Here is a 24786-nt window from a genome sequence, read left to right on the forward strand (position 1 = left end):
TAACCAGAATTTTTATTTTTTTATAGTATTTTTGAGTTTTAATAATTAATTTGAATATAAAAAATGAGGACTTATGCTATTAGGCATAAATCCTCTAATCTAAATTTTCCTATTCAAAGACTTTAAATCTTTCTTCCTATCAATTATTTAATTTCCATGATTCTGCCTTAGCTTTTGCATTTATAAGGTCAGAATAAAGTCCATTATTTTTAATCAGTTCTTCGTGATTTCCACGTTCTACTATTTCCCCATCTTTTAAGACTAAAATCTGGTCAGCATTTCTTATGGTTTTTAGTCTGTGGGCAATCATTATTACCGTCTTATTTTTTGTCAATGATTCTATTGCTTCTTTAAGTTTATCTTCATTTTCTGGATCTACATTTGCAGTTGCTTCATCAAAAATAATTATGTCTGCATCTTTTAGCATGGCTCTTGCTATGGAGATTCTTTGTTTTTCTCCACCTGATAGGCTTGCTCCACCTTCCCCAATAATAGTGTCATATCCTTCTGGTAAAGCTTCTATAAATTCATGGCATCTTGCTTTTTTTGCAGCTTGAACTACTTCTTCATGGCTTGCATTTTGTTTTCCAAATTTTATATTGTTTTCAATTGTATCCTCAAATAGATATACATCTTGAAAGACCATGGAAATTGAATTCATAAGATTTTCTATCTTATAATCCTTAATATTTTTTCCACCTATTAAAATTTCACCAGAATTTACATCCCAAAATCTCGCTATGAGATTACAAAATGTAGTCTTACCAGATCCAGATGGTCCAACAATAGCAGTCATAGTATTTTCTTTTATCTCTGCTAATACATTTTTTAAAATTGGTCTATCATCATAGGAAAATGATACATTTTTAAAGACTATATCATGATTTTTTATAGGCTCTGTAATACTTCCTTCTCTCATATCAGGCATAGAGTCGATAAAACCTACAGAATCTATGGCATTTTCGCAAGCTCTTAGGATTGCCATGTTTGATCCTGCCCCTATTAAGCCTTCAAAGATAATAAATGATGCCATAATCATAAGAATTGTTTCAGCAAGTGGAAGTTCACCTGATAAATTTAATTTTAATGATACATAGACCATAGCTACTGTTGTTATTCCCATTACAATTCTTTGGATAACTGTGTATGGTGCTACAGATATTTCTAAATCTAAAAGTATATTTGATGTATCTTTTATAGACTTTCTCAAAGCTCTGTTATTTTCTCCACCAAGATTATAGGATTTTATAACCTGCATACCTTGTAAAGTTGCTAATACTTCTTTTGTAAGTCTTGTTTGTGTTTCTGTCATTTTATCTGCATTAGCTGATGATTTTTTCTCCATCATTGATGTAACGATGAAAAATACTACCACACCTGCTACAGCAACCAGTCCTACCTTTACGTTAAAAATTAAAGTTCCAAGGACAAAGACTAAAGTATTTAAAACTCCACCAAGTACAAGAACCAAAAGCATAGGCACCCACATTTCTGCTTGGGAAAGTGAAGATGTAGCAATAGTAGTTAATCTTCCTAGTGAAAAGCTTGAAAAGAAACCCATAGGAACTCTTTTTATTTTTTCTCCTATTTCTATCCTCTTATGAGCTGCCATAAAATATCCAGCGTGTGTTTGTGCCATCTGTGATGATTTTTGTGTCATAATTTTGCCAATAAGGGATATAACTAATATTCCAAGACAAACAAAGATAGCCTTATAGTCTAAAGTTTTAGAAAATATATTTACTAGCATATAGTAAATTGCACCAAACTCAAGGGCATTAAATACTGCGTGCAAAAATCCAGCGAGAATAGATTTCTTAATATATACCTGTTCTTCTTTTGAAAAATTCCATATCTTTTTAAACACATTAAGCATTTTCATCACCCCTTAAATTTGCAGCATACATTTCCTTATAAAGTTCTGATGACTTTAATAGTTCTTCATGAGTACCATAAGAATTTAATTTGCCATCTTTAATAACAAATATCCTATCTGCATCAACAATTGTCTTTAGCCTATGAGCGATTATGATTAAAGTTTTACCCTTAACTAGATTTGCCAAGGCATTTTGTATGAGAGCTTCATTTTCGGGATCTATATAAGAAGTTGCTTCATCTAAAATTACGATTGGTACATTCTTTAGCATGGCACGAGCAATAGATATTCTTTGTCTTTCTCCTCCAGATAGATGACCTCCACCTTCGCCAACTCTTGTATCATAACCATTAGATAGATTCATAATAAAATCATGGCAGGCAGATTTTTTACATACATCTATAATTTCTTCGTCAGAGGCATTCTTATTTCCAAGCCTAATATTTTCCTTTATAGTCATATCAAAGAGGAAATTGTCTTGGGATACAAAAGAAATAAGTGAAGACAAGTTTTCGAGCGACACATCTTTTGTTTCTACTCCTCCAATTTTAATAGATCCCTTATCTACATTCCAAAATCCAGCAATAAGTTTTGCTATTGTAGACTTACCTGACCCAGAAGGACCAACGAGGGCTGAAACAGAAGATTCTTTTATTTCCATAGAAAGATTATCTATAACCTTATTTTTTCCATCATAAGAAAAGTCTACGTCTTGAAGTTCTATATTATAGGATTCTATTTTTTCTCCCTTGCCAATATTTTCTAACTCTCTTGAATCTAAAACCTTTCCTATTTCAGAAGTTATAGTTGATATTCTTGACATATCATCCATATAGTTCATGATTTTTAATATGCTAGAAACTGTAGCAAAGGATAAGACGATTAAGGTAATTAAATTCCCTAAATCAATACTTCCATTTATATAAAATAAAATCCCAAAGGGTATGATTGTAATAATTCCCATAGGAGAAAGTAATCTACCTATGGCAACCCTATTCATAGATTCACCCATCCAGTTATAATAAAAGCTTGCATTGTCATAAACTGCATCAGAATATTTTTTATAAGATGATTCGCTTTGATTAAAGGTTTTTATTACTTCTATCCCATTTATATACTCAACAATAGAATTATTCATGTGTTGACCAATAGCAACTGACTTTCCAAACATTTCCTTATAATGAGCATTCATAACAGACATCATGGTAGCCATTCCCACCACAAAAGGAATTAGTGATAGCAAGGTCAATCGCCAATCTAAGGTAAACATGTAAATAAACAATAGAATAGGTCCTACTAAATTTGCAGTAAATTCTGGCACTAAGTGGGCAAGGGATGTTTCCATAGAATCAACTTGCTCAACAATTATATTTTTAAATTCCCCTGAAGATCTTGAAAGAACATCTCCTAGTGGCATCTTAAAAAGTTTTTTGGAAATATCATTTCTAATTTCTCCTAATGAATTAAAGGTTGCCGTATGGGAAATACTTGTTGATATTCCTGCTGCCACTTCTTTAATAACAAATGTTATTAAAATATTTATGCATAGTGGAGTATATAAACTCATATCATTTGCACCATTAATTAAGTTTACAACGATTTTTGCCATGTATATATAGGAAAAAAACCTGCCACCACTCCCACTATCGCAAGTAGGACGGATGCAAAATATGATCCTTTTCTTTTACTTACATATTGTTTTATTAAATTCATCAAATCCCCTCCTAAATATTAAATTTTTTCCCCATTAATATAGCTAGTATTTTTTCTTTATCCTCCTTTGTAGAAAATTCCTCAAAAGAGTATCCGTCTAAATAAAGAATTTTATTGCAGGAATTACACAAAAATTCATAATCATGGGAAATTATAAGTATAATTTTTTCTTTTTCTTGTAATTTCTTCATTCTTTCTGAAATAATTTGCATATTATGTCCATCAAAACCACTTGTTGGCTCATCAAATAAATAAACATCTCTTTCTAAAAGTTCTGCTGAAGCGATAGTCAATCTTTGTTTTTGTCCGCCTGACATGATTTGTGGATGGATGTCTTTTATATTTTCTAAGTTAAAATCAGCTAATATTTTATCTGTATCTGCATCTTTATTATTTAGTTTTAACTCGTCTTCTGCTGAAACTTCAAAAAGATTACTATTAGGATTATTTGACAGGTAGTATATTCTTTTTTGCCTATTTCTTTTGTTTAATTTTTCTCCATTTATAGATATAAAACCACTATCTTTTTTCATAAGTCCACTTAAAATTTTAAACAGAGTAGATTTTCCTATGCCATTATCCCCAATAATTCCATAAATATTTCCACTTTCAAATTCGTAGGTCAAATCTTTTATAAGGACATTCTTATTATAGGAAAAAGAAATTTTTTCTAAGTTCATAGAATTTATCTCTTTTAACTTATTTATTTTAGGAGATATTTTATTTAAAGAAAAGAATCTTAATCCTAACTTATTGAAAAAATCTTCACTTTTTGCTAATAGTTCTTCCTCTGTAAAAACATTGCTAATTTCCCCATTTTCAAGATAATAATATTTATCCACTACCCCTCTAAGGTAGTATAGCCTATGCTCTGAAATGATTATTGTCTTTTTATTTTTCTTTAATAAAAGCATAAGTTTTCTTAAAGCTTCTACACTTTTCATATCTAGGTTAGCAGACGGTTCATCAAAAACATAAATAGGTGGATTAAGTGCATTTATTGAAGCAATTGCTATTTTTTGTCTTTCTCCACTTGAAAGATGAAATAAGTTTTTATCTTTTAAATCTTCTCCATTAATAGATTTTAAGGAATTATTGATTATTTCATCTATTTTTTCTCTTTCTATCCCATAATTTTCAAGCCCGAAGGCAATTTCGTCTTCTACATTTTCTGCAAAAAATTGACTCTTGGGATTTTGAAAAATAGATCCTACTTTCCTCCCTATTTCATATAATTCTTTTTCTAGGGGATTTATTCCATCTATGGAAATTTCTCCCTTTAATTTCCCTCCATAGAATTTATAAGCAAGACCATTTATAAGTCTTGTAAGGGTAGTTTTACCACAACCACTCGCCCCTATAAAGGCAACACATTCCCCATCATTAATTTCCAAATTAATATTTTTTAAGATGTTTGCTGAATCTTTACTGTAGGCAAAGCTTACATTTTTTAACTTGATCATCTTAATAACTCCTCTCCAGAAAAATCATGCTCATTGTGATAAAGATGGTGATTAAACAAACAATAACATCAAGATTTCTAAATTTTATTTCTCTTCTTGAGCTATGTTTTCCAGATGCAGAAATTCCTCTTACTTCCGATGCGGCGGCAAGTTCTTCAGCTATTTTTGAAGATGAAAACATCATAGGAACAAATAAATATTCCATCGTTAAAAATGGTTTTTTAATAGAAATTAATCCCCTTAATCTCAACGAGTCGATAATTTCTTTAAACTCACTTTTAACTACTGGGAAAAATCTCATCATGAAAATAAGTGGCAAAGCAACATTTCTATGAATTTTCATTTTTTTCATTATTGCCATTATCTCTCCTGGAGGTGTTTTTAAAATTGGTATTACTGATAGAACTATAACTAATGTTCTTATAACCATAAACAGAAACATATCAGGAATCAAAATGCCAAAACCTTCACCATTTGAGACAAATCTCAAAAAACTTAAAACGCCCATTGCAATAATTAGTTTTATTGTAGATTTGCTATATCCTTGCAGTGATACATAAATAACTAGAATGGCGGCTAATAAAAAAAATACAGTATCTTTGGACAATACTGAAACCAAAAATACTGTACTTAAAAATACTACTAATTTGGAACGTAAGTCCAAATGCATCATTTTATTATGCCTGTCTTTTTAAAATGCTTTTCTGTCATCTTATTTCCTAAATAGCAACCAATAATTGCCGCCACAATAGTACATGCTAAAGAAATAAGAATCCATTTAGGATTTGTATAATACTGAGTTTGTATTTGAACTTGTTCTGGAGATACGCCAGACTTAATGAAAGCATCTTTAAAAAACCATATTTCGCTCATACCATGAGCCGCTCTAGTTAATGATGTAATTATCCAAGCAATAGTAATTCTTTTTATATTCCTATAGCTATCTGTACCAATCATAGATAACTCTGCAATTATCCCGCCACCTACAAACCATGGAATCATAAAAGGACCCATAAAGACAGTTGCTAATATAGCTTGTATAATATTATAAATTAGTGCAACTCCCGGTTTGCCTACTTTCATAGCCATATAAACAAAAAATGGTCCTAAAATTAGTGCAGTAAACACAGCATTAAAAATCATATTGAAAAATAATGATGCCCCTGTAATCATTGAAAAAGCAATGAATACAACAATCATGATTGCAGAAAAGATTCCTATGGTTGCTAAATCTTTTATAGTTAATTTTTTACTTTCCATAATTCAACCTCCTTAGTTGATAGCTGTTATCATTCTATAATAGACTAAGCTTATTTTCTTGACTATTTAGACTAAATGTGCTGTTTTAGATATTTTTCTATATTCTGAAGGAGTGAGATTAAACTTATTTTTAAAAGTATTTGAAAATTTAGCATGATCTGTGAAACCTACCCTAATAGCAATTTCTGTAATTGAAATTGATGTATTATTTAAAAAATCAGCTGCTACCTCCAATCTTTTACTTGTTATAGCTTCCTTAATTGTTTGCCCAAAAACACTCTTATAGCAAGATTTCATTGTGGTAGTATTTATCTTAAAGATTTCTGATAGTTTATCATAAGTTATATTTTTTTCGTAATTATTCTTTATAAATTCATCTATTTTCTTTACAATATCAACATTTGTCTTAATAAAATATTTCCTATCGCTTATCTTGTTACTGGTATCAAGGCTTGAAATATATAGGAAAAGTTCTTGAAATTTTACCCTTAGATATTCAATTAGAATTTCATCTGGAACTTTATAAACTTCATAAAAAATATGTTCAATATGCCGAGTAGCTCTTTGTACAAAAATTTTGTCCTTATTGCATAATTTTCTTAAAACAACTTCAAATTTAATCCCTAACATTTCCTCTAAAAAATATATTTCGCTATCAAATTCTTTTGGATTAATATAAAAAGTCACACCATGATAATGAGATATAGGAAAAAAAGATTCTTCAGAACTATTGCTACTTGCATTGATTGCAAAATCTCCCGATTCCATATAAGTAATAGTTCCATCGCTTAACACGCATTCAAATCTTCCTTCTCTACAATGATTAATCTCATAGCTTTGATTTAAATTTTTTGATAATTTTTTCTTTATGACAGAAGTGTGTATATCATTATAAAAAACTGTTACCCCTTTGAAAATTTCGTACTTGGAAACTATATATTTCCCATTTTCCAAATTATGAAATTCGCAAATTCTCCCTTTAGAATTTTCTTTTATTTTTTCTAAATTTCTTCCATAAAGATGGCACATTAACTCCTTACCCATAAAAAATCTCCTAATTAATGAGTTTTTCTCTCAAATAATCTTCCAACATCTTTTTGATTGTTTTTTTATTTTCAATAAAAATTTCTTTTTGATTTAAACTTTCATATCCTAAAATCAAAGTATTTACAAAGGTAACTAAAAACTCATCTTCAAAAATAGATGAGAGTTTATCGTCTGGAGGAAATGCAGACAACAAAATTTCTGTGTTTGTTTCTTTTAAATTTTCAAACATTTCACACAATCTTTTATCTTCATTTTGTAGTTTCAAAAAAATTGCATAGATGCTTTTAAATTCATTTTCATCATAAATTCTTTCCATCATTATCTCAGTAATTGCGTCTAAACTCGTTAATTTAGATGTGTCGATAGTTTTGTTTTTTTCTCCTCTATATTTGATACCTAATTTCATAAAATCATAAATCATTTCATAGGTTGATCCATAATAATAGTAAACACCACCTTTACTTAAACTTACTTTTTCTATAACATCTTCCATAGTTGTATTTTGGAAACCCTTTTCTAAGAAACATTTCTTTGCCGCTTCCAGAATTTCTAACTTCCTTTTTTCTCCAACTTTCAATTTTTTATCATTCAAAACTTTATCTCCTGTCAATAAATAATTCCGACGCTACCGTCAGTTTTATTGTAACTCATTTGATAATTAATTTCAATACATGGATTATTTTAAATTTTAGTAATCTTATTTAAGATATTTGCCCGAACGCCTTTTATACTTCTTAATTAATTTCTTTAAATGCGGTATAATTAATAAAACTTAATACACGCTTGACGCTTATAACTTTAATAGCAAGCACAGTAAGTGTACGGACACTTACGAAAAAATTAATGGAGCAGCCCTTTACGGAATGCTCCATTTTTTTAAATTTTTACCTTGTTAGGGAGAACCCTAAGACCCCGAAATATATTTTATAAAGGAGAATAAAATGGCAAATAGATTTAGAAATGAAAGAATAGAAATAAAACTTACTAAAGAAGAAAAAGAAGTTTTTGAAAAGAAAATGAAACTTGCAAATTGTAAAACAATGTCCCACTTTCTTAGAAAGTGCGTATTAGAAAAAGAAATTTATGTAGTAGATTTAGAACCATTTAGAGATCTTCAATGGTTACTTTCAAATGCAACAAATAATATAAACCAGATTGCAAAAGCTACAAATACAACTGGTGTTATTTACAAAAATGAAATCGAGTCAATGAATAAACAGATAGAAAAATTATCGAAAGAAATATGGCAGATCCATTCCCTACTTCTTAACAAATCAAAATAAATCATGCAATATAAAATCAAGATTCAAGTGTTATGGATCTCCAAATCATACAAAATCTAATTCCTATATAAGTCATTAAATATCAGATGAGCAATACTAAAAACTAGGTACATCAAATATAGCATTTTTAATGAGTATAATTATATTTTTATTTTTCAAATTAATCTATCAGATTAAAAAATAACCTTCCGAACTTACATATAATATTCTAAGTAAATACAATAAAAAAAAGAATACTCTAATGCTAGAATATCCTTTAAATAAATAACTTAGATAATACTTTTATATAAATAAATGCTTAAAATTTTTGTTGAATTAAACAAAAAAGTCATCTATATAACTTTATATCTTTCAGAAAAATTTCTATAGCTCTGTCTATCTTGCTGGTATACAAATACTTCCGCTATGTTACCTCTATCTGCTAACTTTAGCGACTGCTCAACAATTTCATAATTGTGTTGTGCGTGTGTTGTAGCAAAAATATTAATTAATACTCCTTTAGGTAATGCCCTAATTTCTTTTACTACAAACTCTACAAATTTCGGATTATACTTTCTAACTCCTTCACTTTTTGTCTTGGAATTTATAACTTTAATTGTTGGTAATTGTTTCTTTTCTGGCGGGATTTGAAAATCATTTATTGAATAAGTATCTTCTAAAATTAAATTATATTCTAAAGAATCCTTATTATCGCAATTGATATATATAATTTTAGAAGATGTTTTTTCTTCGGAGATATTGTTTGTTACTATAAACTCACTGAATACATCATTAATAACTAGTTTAAATTGCATATAAATAGGAACTAATACTAAGTTACACTTTTCATATCCTAAAATTTTAGAGCATAACAAAAACCATAAATAACTATGATCATGATATATATTTCCATTGTTTAAAATCTTATTCTTATTCATTTTTCGTATAGTAAATATAGCTATTCCTGCAAAGAAAATACCTATTCCTAGATTTCCCAATTTTGACAAAAAATAATATATTATATCGATAATATCAAATGAAATATCCTTAGGTTTTGTATTTATAACACTCTCAATATTCGATATTTTAGGTAAAAATAATGCTAAAAATATAAAGAAAAACTGACATAATTGAGTTTTACAATCTTTAAACTTTCTAATAATTTCTTTCATGTCTATCTCCCCAATAAATTGTTTCTAACAACTCGATAATACCCGACTTTTCATATTTCCAAATTCTATATGCTTCATATCCTACTATAATGTGGAAATATAAACTTATTTCATCAGAACCTTTTGCTATTTTCCCCCAGTTTTTTAAGTCTATATCTGAATATTGGGGAATAGCTTCAGGATGAGTATGCCATTCACCTACATACCTATAAATTTTACCACTTCTTAAATATATTGAGTTACAGGTCTCTATATGTTTAGTATCTAACCTCTTAAATCTATTCCCTTTTCTCTTGTCATTTTTATATGGTTCTGTTGCATAACCTATAGTATAATCATTATTTTGTAAGTTTTCTTTACCTATAATTATTCCACCAGATTCTAAACCATTTTGTTTATATTGTATATATTTCTTAAATAAATCAATAACTGAATCCTTAATTTTAACCCTTTGAATATTTTCACTTATTGTCATAATTCACCACAAATACTACAAGTTTTATTATAAATATTATCAAATTCTATGATTTCAGAATCAGACTTTTGTGATACAAATCGTTTAGAAAAATTTAATCCTGCTAATTTGAAATAATAATCGTCACCTTTTGAAGAAAATATAAGATTACTGTGTATCCTATTAAGTGCGTGCTTCTTTAATAAATCCATAAACATTAGACTTGTTTTTATAGATATTAATGAACCATAAGAAATAAAAGAACCCTGACATCCAGAGTTAGATTTAGCAATGACTTGTCCTTTTTGCGTATAAGCTAATGAATTATATAAATTTCCTCCATCGTCCCTTGTAAACATACATTCATAACACCCTTTATAATTTATATCAAAAAATGCTACATGTGAGCCAATATCTAATGGCTCATTCCATAAATAAAAAACAGGTGTCTGTATTTTATTAGTAACAATATATTTATTTAACCAACGGTTAAGAATTTCATTTCCAGTTGCTGATATTATATAATCATAATCTTCAAATTCTATAGAACAATCTTCAATTGCATCCTCAATTTTGTTATCAACAGTTTTTATATTTAAATTTTGTAAGTTTTTCTCTCCATATATTCTCAAAGCTTCTGCCTTATAGTTGTAAAGATATTCAATGCCAAGTAAATGTCTATATATATTTTCAGCATTCAGATGATCTGAATCAACAAGAGTAATATCCTCTACTCCCGATTTGATCAAATTGCTAAATGTATATCCCCCGATAGAACCACATCCTATTAAAAGATATTTTTTATTAGCAAGTATATTTTTATCGAATGATGTTCTATTCATTAGATAACTCTTATCTAATCTATTTACACTGAGAGGAATGATTCTATCAGCATTACTAATTTTTAGCTTATCAAACTCAATATCATACTCTCCATTTTCAATTAAAAATCCTATTACATTATTAATTTCTTCAGGTTGTTTAATTTCAAATATAAAAAGCATATCTTTTGTTTTTAAATATCTCTTATCTTTAATGTTAAAAGAGCAATAGCTCAAGATATTATTTAAATATGATAAATCTATAGATTTTCTGAAATCAGGAGGATATATTGCTTTATTTGGAGCTATGAAGAAATATAAACCATTGAATTGTGTTCTATCTCTATATCCCCATAAATCAAAATCTGATGATAAGGTACTTGCAAAATAAGATGTTATAGTGGTTCTCTTTAGATATTCAGCATCCGTCTCATTTTTCTTTCTTACTTTAGATATCTTATTTTTTGTACAATAACTAATCTTTTGGTTTTTCTTTTCTTTGGGAATAGCAACATCAATATTTTTATAATCATCTCTGTTGTATATATACGAATTAAATTCTTCCAACAAATCTCTCTTGTTTTTACCATTTATGCCATCATCTAAAATTTTAATAGCTTTGTCTATGCATTGATTAAAAACTCCCTCAAAATTCCAATCTATCAAAGCTCCTTCTAAATCAAATAAACATAGTTTCCCATTCTTTTCAACATGTGGGATAAAAGGGAGCTTATCTATCTCACAGTATATATCTATTAAACTTATTTCCCAATTTAATGGTAATCCAATTTTAACTGGAATTAACTTACTATTTGTTGATAAAGAACAACTGATTAAAAATTTATATTCTGTCTTTTTAAAGCTTGCATTCTCTTCAATCATAACGTCTGAGATATATTTATTATCTAATAAGATATCTCTTAATTGATTTGAGTCCAATTAATATATCTCCCATCCAGATGAACTTGATGAGGGAATATAGTTAACTTGATTTTTAGCTGTGTTTTTCTCTTCAGGAATTTCGAAATCATCTCCAAAAATCTTATTCAATTTTTTATATTGGGCATACTCATCAATTTCATTTCTAGCTTCTTTCAAATCGTTAGAAAACTTTGTAATCTTATCTTTAAAATCTGTCATTTGATTATCTGTCATTTTTTCAAAGACATCATTTGGAAAATCAAATGAAAGTTCATATGGTAAAGATAACTCTATTCTATAAAGATTTCTACCATTTTCTGTTTTTCTATAATGAAATTTATTCTTTATATAATTAACGACATCTATTAATACTGTCAAATCATCATCAGAATAATAAGAAAAGTTGTCAATAGCCATTAATGTTAATCCTATACTTGCTGGAGAAATATGCCCAAAGTTACTAAATCGCCTGTTCCTCCATTTTTTTATATAACGTATGATTCTTCTAAATTGATCTCTTTGTTCTCCTTTAACAATTGTATTATTAATATAATCTACGAGGCCTTTTGGATCAGCTTTTTCCCATTTAATAGAATCCTGATTGCTTGAAATTCCTTTAGCAATATACAATTGACTTTCTTTATTCTCATTATCCTCATAAGCATAAACTACTAAATCAACATGAAACGCAGCTTTATTATTTTTTTTATAAGTTACTGTTACACAAGGCTTTTTTATCTTAGCACCATAGTCTGTATGATTCTCTAGTATAGAACAAATTTTTTCCTTTAAATCCAACGGTTTGTAATCATCTTTATTTACATTAAATATTAATCCAACGTCTATATCATATTCTTGATCTTCTTCAGGTTTTATTCCTGTTTTTAGAATGTAGCTGCCTTGATTTATAACCTCAAACGATGGCAAGTCATCAGAATTTCTTAAAATGTTGACTAATACTTCACGTTTCTCTTTTAATTCATGATTCGTATCAAAGTCTACTCTTATATTATCGTTGAATTTTTCAAATTGTTTTTGAACAGTCATTAGTTGTGCTCTCCTTTTCTATTAAATTGAATTACTTTTATACATAGATATAACATCATTAAAGTCTACATCTAACTCTTTACAAATTCTATATAAAACTTGCATACTAACAAATTCTCCCTTTGTCATTTTTGCCACTGTTGCAGTTGATATACCTACTCTATCCATCAAGTCTTTTTTGTTCATATTTTTATCAATTAATACTTTCCAGAGTCCATTGTAATTAATCTTCATAATTATCATCCTTATTCTGTTTTTTATTATACAAATAAAACTTTTGTATTTGCAAACTTTTACTTTACTATATTATACTTTATATTCGTTGTAATTTCAAAACTTTGCATTAATAGAATTATTAAGTAGAAAATTATAGGCATTTGAGATATCATCGATATTTATATATCAGTACATTTGTTATATCATATCTCATTGTTATAAATATTTGTTTTACAAGTCCAAAGATTTTGATAAAATTTCCTATCTTTAAGTTCTATAATTCTCTTATACTATTTACAAGGCTAAGCATTGACAGGAAATTTATTTAATTTTAAATCCTATAATGCAAAATAAAAAAGAAGTAAAATAATTCCACTTCTCTTTTAACTGATATTTTCTTACCTATAATATTACAGACATTGTCTGTTAAATTACGACTCATTAATCCTATTTGATAAAATTATAACTACATCAACAACCTTATCAAAGGTCAAATCTCCAATATACTTATTTTCACTGAGATATACATCCCACAAGGATCTTAGATATGAATCATTTTTTATGTCCTCGATTATTTCCTCAGAGTCTTTCATTATCTCCTGACTTCCTCTTTTCTTTGAGGTTCTTTCTATTGCTTCTTTTAAAATTTCATATTTTATCTCGTCTTTCTTTAGTTTGTAGAGGGTGTATAGGTCGTAAAAGTCTCTCATTCGTGTTGTTGTTATATTTCTTCTAATTATAGTTTCAAATTTTTCAGCTAAAATTGTTTCTAATGGATATGCCATTATTTTTATATTTTCTTTGCTAAAGATACATGGATAGGTGTATTCTATTTCTCTTGGTGTTATTGCATCTCCTGTTGTTAGATCAAGTTTCATTGGGTTTTTAGTTTTTCCAACATTTGCTATTAGTGAAATTCTAAAGTTCTCGTACTCATCCTCTTCTCTAATATAAGAGATGTCTTTTATTTCAAATTTTATTCCATCATCGACATCTATATTTATAATTTCATCTACGATTTCTTTTATTTTTTCTTCTTTTAGGGGTATGCCTTTTATGGTTGTGTCCATGTCCATAGTTGTTCTATTTTCAATCCCGATTAAAGATGATATTAAGAATCCTCCCTTTATTACAAAATTGTTTTTGTACTTTGATTTAGATAGCCTTTCTAAAAATCTTTCAAAAAAATATATTTGCAGAACTTCTTGTGACTTTAGATTTTTCTTCTCTGCTAAACTTCTTATCTTGCCCTTTATACTCTCTATATTAATCACGATAATACCTCCATATATTTTCTAATTTCATCTTCTATTTTAAATAATCTACCGTATTTTATTAATCGTCTTAGGTTTTTATTTTGTGATTTAAAGTATCTTTTTATTGCTTCTGTGAAAATTTGCTTATCTATTTTTTCTCTGTCAATTATGATATCGCAAACCGTTCTTTCAATATCATAAACTGGTATGAGATTGCCTTGCGGTGATTTTATTTCTGTCTTTCCTAGTTCGTATAAATCTTTTTTTACATAGTGAACTTGTAGATCCTCATATCTTTTTTTGATATGGCTGGCATTGTAGCCTTGGGGTACAGATATATGAAATACATTTGGAGTCCTATCGGATAGGTCGTGGAGGTATAGGGCTGTTTGATGGGAAAATATAATTCGATTGCTATTTGATGATATTAAAACAAAATCGTCTATTACTTTTCCTTTTAATTGATATAGACCTGGTCTTAATCTTTCTAATTGTCCGATTTTTGTTAATTCAGATAAATTATGCCTACTATATCCAAGTTCTTCTGCTTCTTTGTTGGTGATTACTAAATTTTCTTGTATATATTCTTTAAGCGTATCCATAGTCTGCCTCCTCTCGTTTACGCTTTTATTATATGTTATAAAAGCGAATATGTAAAGTCGGCTTGTGAATGTTTCATATTTTGAAAAGGATGTAACGAATCCTTACTCCCTTTCTAAAATTATTCTTTCTTAACTCAATATTACTAATATTATTATAGTTACTCTCCGATTTTCGAATTCTAGAAATCTGTTATTCGTAGTTCTTAAATTCCGATTTTCGGAAGTCTGGACTTCTGATTTCAGAGATCAGATTTTGTATTATTAGTTATATTTAAAATTTATATACACTCACTTCTTAGAAAAAAAGAGCAGCCTTTTAAGCTACTCTTGTAGAAAGTACAAAATGAGTTAATTATATTTTTTTGTGTTTCCTCATACCAGTTGCAAAACTACTCTTACGTTCATGTAGTTTTTTTGAGTCTTTTTGACGTATCCTTCTTCATCTTTATCGAAGACAAAATGCTTATAAAACTGCTTAAAATGCAGGATTTCTAAATTTACATCTTTTGTATCAACGCTATAGCTTCCACATGAGATGTTTTTGGGAATTGGTCGACTATTTCTACTTCTTCTATTTCATAGCCTCTTTCTTTAAAGACTCCGAGGTCACGGACAAGGGTTACGGGGTTACAGGATATATATAGAAATTTTTCCGGATCAAAGTCTATTATTTTTTCGATTGCTTTTGGATTTATTCCCTCTCTCGGTGGATCTAGAACTATTAGGTCTGGATTATTGTCTAGGTCATCTAAGACTTTTAAGACGTCTGATGCTATAAACTCAACGTTGTCAATCCCGTTAAGCTTAGCATTTTCTCTTGCCGCCTTGACTGCTTCTTCTACTATTTCTACTCCAATGACTTTTTTTGCTGATGCTGCCAAGACCTGACTTATTGTTCCCGTTCCTGAATAGAGGTCAAAAACTAGTTTATCTTTTGCGTCAATTTTTTCTCTCGCCATTTTATATAGAACTTCAGCCGATCTCGTGTTTGTTTGAAAAAATGAGAAGGGACTTATTTTAAATTTGAGTCCAAGGACTTCTTCTTCTATGTGGTCCTTGCCGTAGATCAAATTTATTTCTTCTGGCACAATTGCATCTGATAGGGCATCATTTTTTACATGAAAAATACTAAGGATTTGACCTTCAAGGTCTAAATCCAAAAGAAATTTTATAAAGGCATCTCTATCAAGTTCACTTTGAGTGGATGTTGCAAGCAAAACCATAATCTCAGAAGTTTTTGTCGCCTTTCTTATTAAAAGATGACGCAAAAATCCTTCATGAGTCTTTCTGTTGTAATGTTTTTCTCCAATTTTTTCGAAATAATTTCGGACTTCACTTCTAATTTTATTAAAGTCGACATCTACAATATTACATTCACTGGTATTTACTATTTCGTGAAATCTATTTTTTACATGAAGTCCAAGGGCAAGTGGCCCATCCTTGTATTCGTCGCCAAAGGTGTACTCCATTTTATTTCTATAAAATTTGTGGACTGGTGATGGAATTATTTTAAGTTCTCTTTCAATTCCATTTTCTTTAAATAATTTTTCTATTAATTCTTTTTTATATTTAAGTTCATCTTCATAAGTTAAAGTTTGGTAAGTGCAGCCGCCACACTTTTCAAAGTGAGGGCAGGGATTTCCCTTTTCAAGACTTGATCTTTCTATTACCTTTAATAGTTTTGCCTTCTTAGATCTTCTTCCTCTCGCCTTTATTTCTACTGTTTGACCAATAATGCCACCCTTAAATTCATATTTTCTATCTTCAAATTTTCCTCTAGATAGGTTTGGAAATTTTGCTTCATCTATTTTAACAATTGTACTCATGTCTTCACTCCTTAAAAAAATTATATCAAATACTTACTATTTAATAAATTGATAATATATTCTTCTTATTTTTATTTTTTACCTTACTTTAATTTTAATTTTTGCTTTTTTTGGTATAATTAAATTGATAAAACTTTATTTAATAGGGAGGTCCCTATAAATTTTGGAGGTATTATATGAAAAAAACATGGTTAGTATTACTTCTTGCAATGCTTATGACTCTTACTGCTTGTGGCGGTAACAAAAAAGAAGAGGCAAAGGCAGAAGGAGAAAAAAATGCAATTGAAACTTTAAAAATTCAATTTGTTCCATCTAGGGAACCTGAAGAAATTGTCACACAAACTGAACCTTTAAAAGAAATCTTAAAAGCTAAGCTTGCTGAAAAAGGTTACGACGTAAAAAATATTGACATTACAGTTGGTACAAATTACGAAGCTACTGGCGAAGCTTTAAGTGCAGGTAGTGTTGATGTTGGATTTATCCCTGGCGGAACTTATGCAATTTATGATGATGGCGCTGAAGTTATTCTTACTGCAACTAGAAAGGGTCTTTCTGTTGAATCTGATAATGCAAAAGATTGGAATGACAAAAAACCTACTGAACAAATTGATGATCAAGTTAATTTCTACAGAGCTTTAATAATTGCTGGTCCTTCTGAAAAGGGTAAAGAACTTGCAGCAAAAGTAAATAAGGGTGAAAAATTAACTTGGGAAGATCTTTCAAGTGCTAAATGGTCTGTAATGAGTTCATCTTCTCCAGCAGGTTATATTTATCCATATCTTTGGTTACAAAAAAATTATGAAAAAGGTCTAACTGATCTCCCTTCACTTGTTCAAGCCGATTCTTATCCATCTTCTATGGCAAGACTTGCTTCTGGTCAAGTTGATGTTATGGTTGGATTTGCAGATGTTAGAATGGACAATGCAGATAAATGGCAAAGTGAATTTGGAAAAACTCAATCAATCTGGGATGAAACTAATGTAATTGGCGTTACTGATAAAATCTTTAATGATACAATTTCTGTTTCTAAAAACTCAGAAATTATGACTGACGATTTTAAAAAAGCTCTTTCAGATTCTTTCATGGAAATAGCACAAACTGATGAAGGTAAAAAAATCATTTCAATTTATAGCCACGAAGGTTATCAAGTTGCAAAAGATTCTGATTATGATGGCGAAAGAGAAGCACAAAAACTTTTAAAAGAACTTAAAAACTAATAAACTTTTGGCAAAATAAAAAGTTTTATAGAAAAAAATTAAGAAGGAGCTTCAATAGAAGCTCTTTTTTATAAGGAGTATTATGATTGAATTTAAAAATGTAGATAAAGTATATCCAGGTGGATTTAAGGCCCTAAAAGATATTAATCTCACTATTGAAGATGGAGAATTTGTCGCTATTATCGGGAGATCTGGTGCAGGTAAATCCACTCTCATAAGAACTATAAATAAAATGCACGATATAAATGCTGGTACTTTAACTGTAGATGGAGTTGATGTGAAAAATTTAAAGGGCAAGGAACTAAGAAAATTCAGAAGAAATATTGGCATGATTTTTCAATCTTTTAATTTAGTTGAGAGAATTTCTGTAATAAAAAATGTTATGTCTTCCTTTGTGCCTGATTTAAATCCCATCCAATCAATTCTTGGTATCTATCCAAGAGAGTGCAAGTTAAAGGCCCTTGAAGCCCTTGAACAAGTTGACATTTTGGATAAGGCCTTTGAAAGGGCAGATAATTTATCTGGAGGACAACAGCAAAGAGTTGCCCTAGCAAGAACTCTTGTGCAAAATCCAAGCATTATCTTGGCAGACGAACCTGTTGCCAGCCTTGACCCAGTTACAGCAAGACAAGTTATGGATTATTTTAAAAAGATTAACCAAAGTCTTGGCATAACAATTCTTTTAAATATTCACCATGTTGAGCTTGCTCTTGAATATGCCACAAAGGTCCTTGGTGTTCGTGATGGAGAAGTAATTTATTATGGACCTGCCAAAGATGTTGACGATAAAGTTTTAAAATCTATTTACGGAGATTCCTTTGAAGAATTAAAAATGGAGGAAATATGAACCTCTACTACAAAATTTTTAAACCAAAAAAATATATAACAGAATCGGGAAAAGAAATTTATGAATACCCTGGTTTTACTCTTCCAATAATAATTGCTTTGCTATTATTTACTGCACTTTCAGTAAAGATTACTGGCTTTTCATTAAATACACTTGTGAAAAATTCTCACAAACTACTAGCAATATTAAATCCAATGTTTAAACCAAACTTTTCCTACTTTTCTTCAGTTGTGGGTCCACTACTTGACACAATAAAAATGTCATTCTTGGGATCTTTTCTCGGTGCAGTGGTAGCTGTTCCCTTTGCTTTTTTAGCATCACACAATATGGTTAAAAGTAAAATTATTAACTGGATTATAAAATTATTATTTTCCATTCTTCGTACAATTCCAACTCTTGTATCGGCCCTAATTGCCACTTACATTTTTGGACTTGGTGCCTTTGCAGGTACAGTTGCAATTTTTATTTTTTCCTTCTCTTATGTTGGAAAATTAACTTACGAACAAATCGAAACAGTTAATATGGGAGCCTTTGAGGCAATGATTTCTATGGGCTTTACAAGGACAATGGCATTTTTTAAATCCATTGTGCCAGAAATTTTACCCTTCTACCTATCAACTGCCCTTTATAACTTTGAAGGTAATGTAAGATACGCTGCTATCTTGGGCTATGTCGGTGCAGGTGGACTAGGTCTACTTATTAACGAAAACATTAACTGGAGAGATTATAACCGCGTAGGTATGATATTATTGATGCTACTAATAACAGTTTTTATAATAGAAAATATCAGCTCCTACTTTAGAAGAAAGTTGAATTAATATGTCAGAAAAAGTAATAGAAAAACTAAAAAAAGAACCAAAAAATCATGGCTACATTTTAATGATAATCGCCATAATTTTATTTATGATTATTTGGTCTTCAACAGTAATAAATTTTGAATCGGCAACAAAAGAAGGCATGGACGTTGCAAAAAATATTATAAAGGGAATTTTAAATCCCAAAAGAGAAATGCTCTTTAATTTGACAAAAAAAGGCGTGCCTTACCTTCTTCTTGAAACAATTTGTATTGCCTTTTTGGGAACTCTTGTTGGCTCAATAATTGCAATACCACTTAGCTTTTTAGCCTCATCAAATATTGTGGCTTCACCTATAGCTTACCTTGTTAGACTTCTTATAATCCTAATAAGAACAATCCCGTCAATAGTTTATGGACTTATGTTTATAAGAGTAACAGGACCTGGTCCCTTTGCAGGACTTATGACCATGAGCTTTACATCTATTGGTATGCTGACAAAACTATTTTCAGATAACATCATGAATTTAAATAAGTCAATTTTGGAGTCTTTCTCATCAATAGGCGCCACAACTTTTCAAAAAATACGCTTTGGAATAATTCCACAGCTTTGGGCAAACTTTGCATCTACAACAATTTATCGTTTTGACATAAATTTAAGAGACGCAGCAGTTCTTGGACTAGTTGGAGCAGGTGGTATTGGATCTCCTCTTATGTTTGCCATAAATTCCTATAAGTGGCAAGAAGTTGGAGCAATCCTCTTGGGACTTATAATTCTAGTATTATTTATAGAATTTTTCTCAACAAAGATTAGAGCAAAGTTAGTAGGTGAAAAATGAAAATAAAAGTAATTCACACATCTGATTTACATGGATATTTTTTCCCAACAGATTATTTAGATAGAGAGAGAAAGGCTACTGGCTATCTCTCTCTTTTAAACAATATAAAAAAAGATGATCTTACAATTTTAACAGATGGTGGCGACACCCTCCAGGGTTCTTCCTTTGCCTATTATGTAAAAGAATTTTTGAACTCAGATATTATTGCAGACATTATGCAAAATGTAGACTACTACACTCTTGGCAATCACGACTTTAATTACGGCTACGATTATTTAAAAAGCTATGTAGAAAATATGAAGGGGAAATTACTTTGTGCCAACGTCACTGACAAAACTTCTGGCATAAAATTTTCTCCTTACGCCATAAAAGAAATTAATGGCTATAAAATTGGAATTGCTGGAATTGTAACAGACTGGGTAAATCTTTGGGAAAAAGAAGAAAATTTAGAAAATTTTGAAATAAAAGATGCTTTTACATCTGCAAGTGAAGTTTTAGAAAAATTAAAGGAAGAAAAAACTGATTTTAACATTTTAATTTATCACGGTGGCTACGAAATAGATTTGAAAACTGGGGAAAAACTTTCAGATACCAATGAAAATGTGGGTGGAAAAATTGCAAGTGAGCTTCAATATGACTTAATCCTTGCAGGACACCAGCACATGGAACTCTCTGGAAAAATTAAAAATACCAGGGCAATAGAAAGTCCAGCTAATGGAAGTAAGGCTGCCTTAATAAATTTAGACACAGAAAATAAAAATATTTCTGTCTCTTTTATAGAGCCAAGGCTCAAGAAAAATCCCTTGGAAGAAAAATATAAAGCTGTTGAAGAAAAAGTGCAAGACTACTTAGACGAGCCAATAGCAAGACTAAGTCGTGACTATCTTCCTGATGACAAAATAAAAATGGCAACAGAAGGGTCAGATCTTGCAGACTTAATAAATAAAATTCAGCTTAAATACACAGGAGCTGACATTTCAATAACTTCCTTTGCCAATGTAATATCTGGTCTCAAAAAAAATCTAACAACTAGAGATGTCCTAAACACTTACAGATTTCCAAATACAGCCCTAGTTCTTGAAATTGATGGAAAAACTTTAAGAGATGCCCTTGAGAAGAATTACAGCTATATAGAATATGATGGGACTTATAAAATAGCAAAAAGATTTTTAGAGCCAAAAGAAGAGCATTACAATTTCGATTTCTTTTATGGAATAGATTATAAGCTTGACTTAAAAAAAGAAATCGGAAAAAGAATTGGAAAAATTTATTTTAAGGGAAAAGAAATAAAAGATGATGACAAATTTTCTCTTGTCATGAATAATTATAGAGCGACAGGAGCAGGAGGTTTTGATATGTATAAAAATCTCAAAGTCCTAAAAAATTACGATAGAGAAATATCAGAAATATTATTAGATTATTTTAGAAATTTATAAGCATTAAAATAAGAGATTAAATTCTCTTATTTTTTTATTTAGACAAAAAAATAAGACAGTTTCCTGCCTTATTCGTAGAGATTCCTGCTTCCAAATCTAATTTTACTATTATTTAGAGCCTTTTTTTGTGGATAGTTGTAATTAGAAATCATCGACCTAAAAAGCGAAGCCGCTTCTGATCTCCTAATTGATCTTGCTGGATAGAAATTTCCATCAGAGTAACCTCTTAGTATTCCTGCACCGACTAAGGCGCCTACATAACCTCTAGCCGATTCACTAATCTTATTTTTGTCGCCAAATTCATCAGTTGCACTTACCTTTGGTACTAGAGAATAAACATAACCAAGGATTTCTGCAACCTCTTCTCTTGTAATTTCCCTCTCTGGATTTAACTTTCCCGTAGTTGGTCTAATGTATCCTGCCTTTATTCCTTTAGCTACCTCACTATAATACCAGTCAGAAGTATTTACATCAGAAAATGTAACAGTGTAAGTTTTATCATATCCAGCTAAATTATTTATAGTTGAATAAAATTCCACCCTTGTCATATTTTCATTAGGTCTAAAAGTGTTATCACGATATCCAGACATTAAACCCTTGTCTGTAACAAAATCGATAGACGGTTCTGCCCAATGACCTCTCGTGTCCCTAAAAGATTTCGCAGATACAGTGCTTGTTAAAATCAATGCTGCGGAGATAATGATCAATGAAGTCTTTTTCAAAATCTTCATTTTTATCACCTTCAATATCATTATAACTTAATAAGAAAGTTTTGAAACAGATTCTATTTTAAGTTTATGTTACAAAGAATATATATTGTAATATTAATGAAATAAAAATCCTTTTCATACTTTATATAGTGTCTTTTGAAGATTTTTAAGTATTCTAAGTGTAATAATAGTGAAATAAATTAAAAATTTAAGATGTAAATTTGCGCAAATAAAAAGAGAACAGATTATGTAATGTTATAACTGTTCTCTAAGGGAAGAAAAAAGATGATGAAGTTTTCACTTCTCCTATATTGTACTGTAGTAAATTATTTTTGTCAAGCCTTTATGAAAATATTTTCAAAAATTATTATTTTTTTATAAATCGCTTAAATCCATGGTTTGTTAGGAAAATAAATTAATTTTTAAAAAAATTATGAATATATTTGCACAGCTTACTTTATCTATAATTTGTGGTAGAATGTATTTGAGGTGATATTTTGTTAAAAGATATAATTTTAAAAAGAAGAACAGTTAGAAAATATAAAGATAAAGAAGTTGACAGAGAAAAAATTGAAGAACTTTTAATGTACGCATCAATGGGACCATCAAATGGCAATTCTCATCCCGTTGAATTTATAATAGTAGATGACAAAAATAAAATTGAAGAACTTTCAAATATGGATTCCTTTGCAACTTTATATTTAAAAGACGCACCAATGATTGTAATAGTAATTGCAAACACTGACATTTGCAAAACTTGGGTGGAAGAAGCATCACTTACAGCAGCCTATTTACAACTTCTACTTGAAGAAGAAGGACTATCATCTTCATGGATAAATGTAAAAGAAGGAAAAACTGCTGGAAAAATTTCCTATGAGGAATACTTCCAAGAAAACTTTGGCGTGAAAAAACCATATAGGGCACAATGTTTGATACCTATTGGCTACAAAAAATCAGGCACAAAGGATCATGAAGAATTTGATATATCCTCAAAAGTCCACTACAATAAGTTCTAAAAAATTTTATTATCATGTAAAATAATTAAATCCGGTTCGCCGGATTTTTTTATTGGGAAAATAAATTATAATAAAAAAATTCACCCTAAGGTGAATCTTTTAATCTCTTAAATTATTTGAAAAGTGAAACTATAAAATCTATAAATTTTTCTAAAAAGCTCTTTGTGTTTTCTACAGCTTTTTCTCCTTCAGGAGAGTTTAAAAATTTTGAGGCTTTGTCCTTATATTTTACGGCCGTGTCTGCTACTCTATTCCAATCTACATCTGCATTTTTCATGTTGTCAAAGAGGCTTACCAACTTGTCTTCTTGGTTTTTTGTTAAATTTATATTGTAATTATTTGTTACGCTTTCTATTATATATCTAACTTCTTTTTCATCTTTAGGCATATTTTTTGCCATGGCATCTTTTATTTCATAAATTATGTCATTTGTCTTTTCGTCACCAAGTTCTTCAGAAAGTTTTGTTTGCACAACTAATTCTTCATTGGCAACTTTTTTCAAATCTTCTGGTAATTTTTTTCCTGTATTTTCTTCATAGGATTTTAAAATTCCTGTTAAGGCTGCTGTCCCACTTACTTTTCCAGGTGCAGTTACATAAATGTCTGCATCTTCAATACCTACTGTGTTAAGTGCATTTAAAAAGGCTTCTTCACTTACTACGCGAATATTATCTGAAAGCTCTATATTTATTCCGCTGCCTTCTTTTTTATATTTTACTATGGCTGAAGAAATTGCTTTATTTCCTATTTCCTTTGCTGAAAGTACATCTCCCAAATATTTATATTCTTCTTTATTTGTTACTTCTATGATTTTTGCATTTTCATCTGCCTTCATTTCACGAAGCATTTCATTTTTTTGTGATTCATTTAAATCAGCACCAAGAGTTACTATTTCATCTCCAGCGCTGGCAAAAACTGCACTTGGTAATAATATAAGTGATAGACCTAGGGTCATAATTTTATTTTTAATTTTCATAATCTCCTCCATTTTT

Annotated in this window: 23 protein-coding genes and 1 pseudogene; 7 read left to right on the plus strand and 17 right to left on the minus strand. The window is 29.6% G+C overall.

From position 1 onward, the window contains the following. Positions 1 to 139: 139 nt before the first annotated feature. From JOD41_RS05520 to JOD41_RS05550, 7 genes and pseudogenes are all read right to left on the minus strand, one after another. Positions 140 to 1876 (minus strand): ABC transporter ATP-binding protein, encoded by a 1737-nt coding sequence (locus JOD41_RS05520; protein WP_205051936.1) that lies wholly within the window; start codon positions 1874 to 1876, stop codon positions 140 to 142. Beyond that, positions 1869 to 3589: pseudogene (locus JOD41_RS05525) on the minus strand (ABC transporter ATP-binding protein). The gene JOD41_RS05520 and the pseudogene JOD41_RS05525 overlap by 8 nt, the downstream one beginning before the upstream one ends. Before the next feature lie 11 nt (positions 3590 to 3600). Beyond that, positions 3601 to 5052: an energy-coupling factor ABC transporter ATP-binding protein gene (locus JOD41_RS05530; RefSeq protein WP_205051938.1), complete on the minus strand. Its 1452-nt coding sequence runs from the start codon at positions 5050 to 5052 to the stop codon at positions 3601 to 3603. A 1-nt stretch (position 5053) separates the two neighbouring features. Beyond that, positions 5054 to 5725, minus strand: a complete 672-nt coding sequence (locus JOD41_RS05535; protein ID WP_060790678.1) for an energy-coupling factor transporter transmembrane component T — start codon at positions 5723 to 5725, stop codon at positions 5054 to 5056. Further along, a complete protein-coding gene (locus tag JOD41_RS05540; RefSeq protein WP_019115691.1) occupies positions 5722 to 6312 on the minus strand; it encodes an MptD family putative ECF transporter S component in 591 nt (196 codons plus the stop codon). The genes JOD41_RS05535 and JOD41_RS05540 overlap by 4 nt, the downstream gene beginning before the upstream one ends. 66 nt (positions 6313 to 6378) lie before the next feature. Next, entirely contained in the window at positions 6379 to 7356 is a 978-nt protein-coding gene (locus tag JOD41_RS05545) for a helix-turn-helix domain-containing protein (RefSeq protein ID WP_154272115.1), read from the minus strand. A gap of 10 nt (positions 7357 to 7366) precedes the next feature. Next, the gene (locus JOD41_RS05550; RefSeq protein WP_154272114.1) at positions 7367 to 7951 is read right to left on the minus strand and encodes a TetR/AcrR family transcriptional regulator; all 585 of its coding nucleotides are present in this window, start codon (positions 7949 to 7951) and stop codon (positions 7367 to 7369) included. Positions 7952 to 8300: 349 nt separating this feature from the next. Between JOD41_RS05550 and JOD41_RS05555 the strand changes: the two genes are divergently transcribed. Further along, on the plus strand, positions 8301 to 8642 hold the full coding sequence (locus JOD41_RS05555) for a plasmid mobilization protein (RefSeq protein WP_004816309.1): 342 nt from the start codon (positions 8301 to 8303) through the stop codon (positions 8640 to 8642). Between the two features lie 332 nt (positions 8643 to 8974). Here JOD41_RS05555 and JOD41_RS05560 read toward each other — a convergent pair whose 3' ends face one another. The 8 genes from JOD41_RS05560 to rlmD form a co-directional block, all read right to left on the minus strand. Then, positions 8975 to 9793 carry a hypothetical protein gene (locus tag JOD41_RS05560; RefSeq protein ID WP_004835104.1) on the minus strand — a complete coding sequence of 273 codons (819 nt, stop codon included), beginning with the start codon at positions 9791 to 9793 and terminating at the stop codon, positions 8975 to 8977. Then, positions 9777 to 10268 (minus strand): Mov34/MPN/PAD-1 family protein, encoded by a 492-nt coding sequence (locus tag JOD41_RS05565; RefSeq protein ID WP_004835165.1) that lies wholly within the window; start codon positions 10266 to 10268, stop codon positions 9777 to 9779. The genes JOD41_RS05560 and JOD41_RS05565 overlap by 17 nt, the downstream gene beginning before the upstream one ends. Further along, positions 10265 to 12007: a ThiF family adenylyltransferase gene (locus JOD41_RS05570; protein ID WP_004835062.1), complete on the minus strand. Its 1743-nt coding sequence runs from the start codon at positions 12005 to 12007 to the stop codon at positions 10265 to 10267. Before JOD41_RS05570 ends, JOD41_RS05565 begins: the two co-directional genes overlap by 4 nt. Continuing rightward, a complete protein-coding gene (locus JOD41_RS05575) occupies positions 12008 to 13036 on the minus strand; it encodes a nucleotidyltransferase domain-containing protein (protein WP_205051939.1) in 1029 nt (342 codons plus the stop codon). It abuts the gene before it with no gap. Positions 13037 to 13057: 21 nt separating this feature from the next. Beyond that, positions 13058 to 13270, minus strand: a complete 213-nt coding sequence (locus tag JOD41_RS05580; protein WP_004835177.1) for a helix-turn-helix domain-containing protein — start codon at positions 13268 to 13270, stop codon at positions 13058 to 13060. Positions 13271 to 13683: 413 nt separating this feature from the next. Next, complete coding sequence (locus JOD41_RS05585) at positions 13684 to 14526, minus strand: nucleotidyl transferase AbiEii/AbiGii toxin family protein (RefSeq protein ID WP_205051940.1); 843 nt, start codon at positions 14524 to 14526, stop codon at positions 13684 to 13686. Next, positions 14523 to 15110 (minus strand): type IV toxin-antitoxin system AbiEi family antitoxin domain-containing protein, encoded by a 588-nt coding sequence (locus tag JOD41_RS05590; protein WP_205051941.1) that lies wholly within the window; start codon positions 15108 to 15110, stop codon positions 14523 to 14525. Before JOD41_RS05590 ends, JOD41_RS05585 begins: the two co-directional genes overlap by 4 nt. Before the next feature lie 497 nt (positions 15111 to 15607). Continuing rightward, positions 15608 to 16936: a 23S rRNA (uracil(1939)-C(5))-methyltransferase RlmD gene (gene rlmD / locus JOD41_RS05595; RefSeq protein WP_205051942.1), complete on the minus strand. Its 1329-nt coding sequence runs from the start codon at positions 16934 to 16936 to the stop codon at positions 15608 to 15610. A 176-nt stretch (positions 16937 to 17112) separates the two neighbouring features. Between rlmD and JOD41_RS05600 the strand changes: the two genes are divergently transcribed. The 5 genes from JOD41_RS05600 (at position 17113) to JOD41_RS05620 (ending at position 22068) form a co-directional block, all read left to right on the plus strand. Beyond that, entirely contained in the window at positions 17113 to 18153 is a 1041-nt protein-coding gene (locus JOD41_RS05600; RefSeq protein ID WP_205051943.1) for a phosphate/phosphite/phosphonate ABC transporter substrate-binding protein, read from the plus strand. Positions 18154 to 18235: 82 nt separating this feature from the next. Further along, positions 18236 to 19000 (plus strand): phosphonate ABC transporter ATP-binding protein, encoded by a 765-nt coding sequence (phnC, locus tag JOD41_RS05605; protein ID WP_205051944.1) that lies wholly within the window; start codon positions 18236 to 18238, stop codon positions 18998 to 19000. Next, complete coding sequence (gene phnE, locus JOD41_RS05610) at positions 18997 to 19818, plus strand: phosphonate ABC transporter, permease protein PhnE (protein ID WP_205051945.1); 822 nt, start codon at positions 18997 to 18999, stop codon at positions 19816 to 19818. The genes phnC and phnE (JOD41_RS05610) overlap by 4 nt, the downstream gene beginning before the upstream one ends. 1 nt (position 19819) lies before the next feature. Beyond that, on the plus strand, positions 19820 to 20632 hold the full coding sequence (gene phnE, locus JOD41_RS05615; RefSeq protein ID WP_205051946.1) for a phosphonate ABC transporter, permease protein PhnE: 813 nt from the start codon (positions 19820 to 19822) through the stop codon (positions 20630 to 20632). Next, the gene (locus tag JOD41_RS05620) at positions 20629 to 22068 is read left to right on the plus strand and encodes a bifunctional metallophosphatase/5'-nucleotidase (protein WP_205051947.1); all 1440 of its coding nucleotides are present in this window, start codon (positions 20629 to 20631) and stop codon (positions 22066 to 22068) included. Before phnE (JOD41_RS05615) ends, JOD41_RS05620 begins: the two co-directional genes overlap by 4 nt. A gap of 68 nt (positions 22069 to 22136) precedes the next feature. Here JOD41_RS05620 and JOD41_RS05625 read toward each other — a convergent pair whose 3' ends face one another. Next, positions 22137 to 22799 (minus strand): S-layer homology domain-containing protein, encoded by a 663-nt coding sequence (locus tag JOD41_RS05625; protein WP_205051948.1) that lies wholly within the window; start codon positions 22797 to 22799, stop codon positions 22137 to 22139. A gap of 476 nt (positions 22800 to 23275) precedes the next feature. Here JOD41_RS05625 and JOD41_RS05630 point away from each other — a divergent pair, with 476 nt between their 5' ends. Continuing rightward, positions 23276 to 23794 (plus strand): nitroreductase family protein, encoded by a 519-nt coding sequence (locus tag JOD41_RS05630; protein ID WP_205051949.1) that lies wholly within the window; start codon positions 23276 to 23278, stop codon positions 23792 to 23794. A 112-nt stretch (positions 23795 to 23906) separates the two neighbouring features. Here the strand turns inward: JOD41_RS05630 and JOD41_RS05635 are convergent, their stop codons facing one another. Further along, positions 23907 to 24770, minus strand: coding sequence for a DUF1002 domain-containing protein (locus tag JOD41_RS05635; protein ID WP_205051950.1), 864 nt, complete (start codon positions 24768 to 24770; stop codon positions 23907 to 23909). Positions 24771 to 24786: the final 16 nt, after the last annotated feature.

Source organism: Peptoniphilus gorbachii, assembly GCF_016908115.1.
In the GTDB taxonomy this organism is placed as follows: Bacteria; Bacillota; Clostridia; order Tissierellales; family Peptoniphilaceae; genus Peptoniphilus_A; species Peptoniphilus_A gorbachii.